The organism is Patulibacter sp. NPDC049589, assembly GCF_040675535.1.
GTDB lineage: Bacteria > Actinomycetota > Thermoleophilia > Solirubrobacterales > Solirubrobacteraceae > Patulibacter.
On record NZ_JBFAPC010000258.1, the window covers coordinates 1 to 5,025 of the forward strand.

The 5,025-nt window shown below is 75.8% G+C and carries 4 protein-coding genes and 1 pseudogene; 3 read left to right on the forward strand and 2 right to left on the reverse strand.

The genetic code is table 11. The features are described from left to right. Both AB0L40_RS26450 and AB0L40_RS26455 read right to left on the reverse strand, forming a co-directional pair. Positions 1 to 1,572: hypothetical protein (locus AB0L40_RS26450; RefSeq protein ID WP_364361578.1), on the reverse strand; the 1,572-nt coding region annotated here is incomplete at its 3' end. Further along, positions 1,569 to 2,438, reverse strand: coding sequence for a helix-turn-helix domain-containing protein (locus AB0L40_RS26455; RefSeq protein ID WP_364361580.1), 870 nt, complete (start codon positions 2,436 to 2,438; stop codon positions 1,569 to 1,571). The genes AB0L40_RS26450 and AB0L40_RS26455, both read right to left, overlap by 4 nt. A gap of 213 nt (positions 2,439 to 2,651) precedes the next feature. Here AB0L40_RS26455 and AB0L40_RS26460 point away from each other — a divergent pair, with 213 nt between their 5' ends. From AB0L40_RS26460 to AB0L40_RS26470, 3 genes and pseudogenes are all read left to right on the forward strand, one after another. Continuing rightward, positions 2,652 to 3,434, forward strand: a complete 783-nt coding sequence (locus AB0L40_RS26460; RefSeq protein WP_364361582.1) for a segregation/condensation protein A — start codon at positions 2,652 to 2,654, stop codon at positions 3,432 to 3,434. Next, positions 3,431 to 4,648 (forward strand): SMC-Scp complex subunit ScpB, encoded by a 1,218-nt coding sequence (locus tag AB0L40_RS26465; protein WP_364361584.1) that lies wholly within the window; start codon positions 3,431 to 3,433, stop codon positions 4,646 to 4,648. Before AB0L40_RS26460 ends, AB0L40_RS26465 begins: the two co-directional genes overlap by 4 nt. A gap of 49 nt (positions 4,649 to 4,697) precedes the next feature. Next, a pseudogene (locus AB0L40_RS26470) lies at positions 4,698 to 5,025 on the forward strand (hypothetical protein); the annotation flags it as partial.

Genomic DNA, 5,025 nt, shown 5'->3' on the forward strand with positions numbered 1-5,025 from the left:
CTGCCGCGTCTTCGGGTCGACGACGAGCTGGGTCTTGCCGATCGGCGTGACCTTCAGCCCGTTGACGAAGATCGGGCCCTCGGAGACCGCGACGGCGTGGCCGTCGCGCTTGCCCGACAGGAAGCAGCCGTTCTCCGTGCGCACGCGGATCTTGCCGAAGTCGCGGTGCTGGCAGTCGGCATTGGTCACGTTGCCGTCGCCAGTGGCGCTGCCGGGCGTGGTCGTCGGCAGGCCGGGCGACGAGCTCTTCGCGAGCGACCCGAAGAAGTGTCCGCGGATCTCGGCGGGGGCGCCGTCGTCGGCGGCCCAGGCGACGAACCCGCCGCCGTCGGGTGCGGCGTCGAACGACGGCTCGAACGTGTCGCGGGGCGTCGTCGTGATCCGCTGCTCGGCTCCGAACGCGCTGCCGCCGCCCGGGCTGCGGCGGACCGACAGGCCGGTGTGGCCGCTGACGCTGTCCGTCGCGCCCCCGGCGTCGACGTAGGCCGCCGTGAGCGGGCCGCCGTCGCCCTGGATCCGCGCGGCGTCCAGGCCGACGGGATGCAGCGGCACCGGCTTCGTCGCGGCCCCGGGCCCGGCGAGCGTCTGGACCGTGTAGACGCCGTGGTCGGAGAACTCCTTGCGGGCGACGAGCAGCCGGCCGCCGGAGCCCGTCGCGATCGAGGGGTCGTAGCCCTGCAGGTGCTCCTTCGGCGTCCAGTTCGCGACGTCGTTCGGGTCGCCCTGGCCCAGGAACCGCCGGACGGCGATCGAGCCGGGGCCGTCGGCGAAGAGCGCGGCGATCCCGCCGTTCGGCAGCCGGGTCAGCTGGGTGTTGGCGCCGTACAGGGCACCCGGCTCCAGGATCGCGCCGGCGCCGGTGAACGCACCGGGGCTCAGTGCCCGGAAGACGATCCCGTCCTCCGTCGGGTTCAGCGTCCCGATCCGCGGTGACGTGTCGCTGCCGAAGGAGACGGGCACGTCGAGGATGTTGATCCCGCTGGTGACGGGCGATCCGCCGCTGAACGACGTGCCGCCGTCCAGCGAGACGAACTGGATCGTCGCGCGGTCGGTCGTGTCGCCGTCGGGCAGCGGGTAGAGCGTCGGGTAGCGGGTCGAGAGGATCACCAGCTGGTCGCCGACGATGACGGGCGCGGCGCCGCGCGAGACCTCCTGGTTGAGGAACGGGTCGTCGCCGGTGCCGTAGGTCTTCTGCGGGATCAGCAGCCGGGTCTCCGGCGGGTTGTCGCAGGCGGTCGCGCCGCGCGGCAGGCGGCAGAAGCCGATCGCGTCCTCGCGCCGCGGGCCCTCCGACCCGTCGGTGGGGACGTTCCACGTCACGTAGGCGGTGCCGGCGGCGTCGACGACCGCGTGCGGGTGCCGGGCCCCGGCGGCCAGGGCGATGGGCGGGGTCGGCTTGGCCGCGGCGCCGGTCGGCTTGGCCTTCAGCCGCTTCGTGGAGCCCTTGAACCCCGGCGTCGTGACGCGGCGGCCGGCGTCCGCGGCGGCTGGGCGGACCGCGGACGCGGCGACCGCGAGCAGCAGGACCACGACGAGGGCCGCGACGGCTGGGCGGGGACGTCGAGAGGTCATCGGGCGATCCTGTCAGCGTGCGGTGTCCGCTCCGGTCCCGATCTGGTCCTGTCGGCCGTCCGCGGCGCCGGGGGAGCGGTCATCACGGAGCGGTCCGTCCGGCGACCGCTGTCGGTGGGGGTCCGCACGAGGCCGTCGCCGGCGAGCTCCTCGGGCGTGGTGCCGGCCGTGACGGCGCGGCGCAGCAGCCGCTCGAACGGGCCGTCGTGCTCGATGAGCAGGGCGGAGTACCCGGCGACGACGAGCGTGGACGGGACGTCCGGCTCGAGTGACGGCCAGGGCACCGCGATGCAGGCGGACGCCGGGTGCGACCACGCGCGCTCCCGAGCGGCGCCGCCCTCGCGGACCGCGGCGACGAGTCGCCGCACGGCGGACGGATCCTCCGGGCTCGCCGCGCTGTAGCGCGGCCACGGGTCCTCGGACAGGAACGGCTCGACGTCGGCCGGCGGCAGCTGCGCGAGCAGCGCGACCCCTCCGGCGGTCGCCCACAGCGCCGCGGGGGGATCCCAGCCGTCCGCCGACGGGGTCTCGGGACCCGGGGTCGTCGCGACCAGCAGGGGCCGCGACCCGGCGAGCTGCATCACGAACGTCGTCGCGCCGGTCAGGCCGCTGACGACGTGGGCGATCCGGGCCGCACGGGCGATCGCCCCGCGGCTGTCGCCGCCGGCGCCGAGCGCCTGGGCCCGCGGACCGAGCCGGTAGCCGCCCGCGTCGCGCACCGCCCAGCCCTCCCGGGCGAGCATCGCGAGCGTCCGCGACAGCGCGCCCTTGTCGAACCCGAGCTGCCGGGCGAGCTCCCGGACGCCGACGGAGCGCTCGCCGAGCGCCTCGAGGATGGTGAGACCGCGTTGCAGAGCCTGGGACACGACGTGCACCGTACGCCGTTGCGGAAGAAGATACAATGCGTTGCTACAGTGGCAACGCACACGGCCGTCGGGGTCCGACGGATGGCGGGAAGTCGTCGTCTCGTCCGCTCGCCGGCGGTCCGACGCCGGGCGACGCAGGGCCTCGTCGTCGCCGCCACACGGACCCGCGGGCCGGCGGTCGCGACGACCGCGCCGCTCGCTACCCTCGGCCGGATGCGCGCGACCGCCTACGTCGCGGGTCTCGAGCTCGACCTGGAGGTCTTCAGCGGGCCGTTCGACCTGCTGCTGACCCTGATCCTCAAGGAGGAGGTCGACCTGCTCGAGGTCGACCTGGCCGAGGTCGTCCTCACGTACCTCGACCACCTGGAGTCCCGCGGCGAGCTGGACCTCGAGGTCGCCACCGAGTTCCTCGTCCTGATCGCGTCGCTGCTGGAGCTGAAGTCCCGCCTGCTGCTGCCGCGCGAAGAGGAGGACGAGCTCGGCGACCTGCAGCCCGAGGAAGCCGCCGAGGAGCTGATGGAGCGGATGCTCCAGGCCCGCCGCTACCGCCACGCCGCCGACCACCTGGCCGACCGCCTGCAGGGGGAGGACGGCAAGCGCTTCCGCCAGGCCGCCCTGCCGCGGCACCTGCGCGTCTTCACGGAGCAGGACGCGATCGCCGTCCACAGCCCGAACCGCCTGGGCAAGGCGATCGGCGGGCTGCTGCGCCTGCCGCCCCGCGTGGACCTGCACCACGTCACGCTCCAGCGCGTCAGCCTGCCCGAGCGCCTGTCGCACCTGCGCTCCCTGCTGCGTCGCGGCAGCTTCACGTTCAGCGAAGCCGTCGGCGACGCGGACCGCACGACCGTGGCCGTCACCCTCTGGGCGCTGCTCGAGATGTACAAGCAGGGCGAGGCCGACTGGACCCAGGTCGAGCCGTTCGCCGAGATCCACGTCGCCGGCGTGGCGCCCGGCGCCGCTCGCTGGTCCGCGGCCGGCCGCGAGGCCGCGGCGTGATCGGCCGCCGCAACGAGCCGGACTTCGACGTCGAGTCCACCGCCGAGGAGCTGCCGCCCGAGGCGCTCCCGGCCGAGGCACCACCGGCCGAGGACGAGGAGGCGGTCGGCGAGGTCGCCGTCGGCGACCCCACCGTCAGCGACCCGACGGTCAGCGACCCGACGGTCGACGCCCCGACCGTCGACGACGCCCTCGTCGGTGATGAGGTGCGCGACGAGCGCGCCGTCGGGGACGCGCTCGTCGACGACGACGTCCCCGCGGACGACCCGCCGGCCGCGGACGCCCCCGCCGACGAGGAACCGGACGACGTCCCCCGGGATCCCGCCCACGTCCTCGACGACGCCGAGCCGGTCGAGCCGCCGTTGCCACCCGAGCAGTCGGGCCTGGCGTCCACGCTCGAGTCGCTCCTGTTCCTCTCGTCCGAGCCCGTCCGGATCGACGACCTCGCCGTCGCGTGCGACACCGGGCCCGAGGAGGTCTCGGCCGCGCTGAACGAGCTGCGGCGCGTCTTCGCGCCCGGCCGGCGCGGCCTGCTCCTGCGCGAGATCGGCGGCGGCTTCCTGCTGTCGTCCGCGCCGGAGACCGAGCCCGCCGCCCGCCGCCTGCTCGCCGCGCCGCGCACGCCGCCGCTGACGCCCGCCCAGGCGGAGACGCTGGCGATCGTCGCCTACCTCCAGCCCGTCAGCCGGCCGGAGATCACCCGGATCCGCGGCGTCGCGGCCGACTCCGCGTGCAACACGCTGACGGAGCGGGGCATGATCGAGGAGGCCGGGCGCTCGCAGTTCGGCGCCGTCCTCTACCGGACGACCGGGCTCTTCCTCAAGCTCTTCGGCCTCGACGGCCTCGCCGACCTGCCGGACCCCTCCGCGTGGGACCCGACGCCGGAGGAGACCGCGACCCTGCGCGAGCGCCTGATGATCGCCGGGGACGCCCGCGGCGGCGGCGACGCCGTGCAGGGCGACGACCCGGCGGAGCGTCCGACGCTCGACCTCAGCGGTGCGGCGGCCCCGACCGGGCACGCGGCGACGGAGTTCGCGCCCGGCCCGTCGGAAGACCCCGGCGCGTCGGACCCCGGCCCGTCCACGGCGTCCGACGAGCCCGCTGCCGACGGTCCCGGCGACGCCGCGCCGGCCGGCGACCCGCATCCGGCCGGGCCCGAGGCCGGCGACCCGGGGCCGCAGGACGGTCCGGGCCCGGACATCAGCCCGCCGTAGCCGCCCGGTCACCCCGTCGCCCGCCGCCGACTGATACCCCTTCGGGGGCATGCCGCCGGCCCGTCACCTCTTCGTCACGCGTGGCGACCTCACCGCCCTGCACTGCGACGCCTGGGTCCTGCCCACCGACCGCGAGGGCACCGTCACGGCCACGTGGGTCGCGGAGCTCGAGCGGCTCGGCCGCGGCCGCGCCGACGCCTACGGCGGCCGTCTGGACGACGCGGCACGGCGCGACCTCGCGGCCACCGGTGCGGCGGTCCTGCGCGTGCCCTCGGCCGGAGCCCCCGGCGTCGTGGCCTCTCGGTCTTCTCCGCGCTCGTGCTCGTCGGCGTCTCTCCGGCGCTCACCGAGTGTTCCTCTGCGAGCTTCCCGAGCGT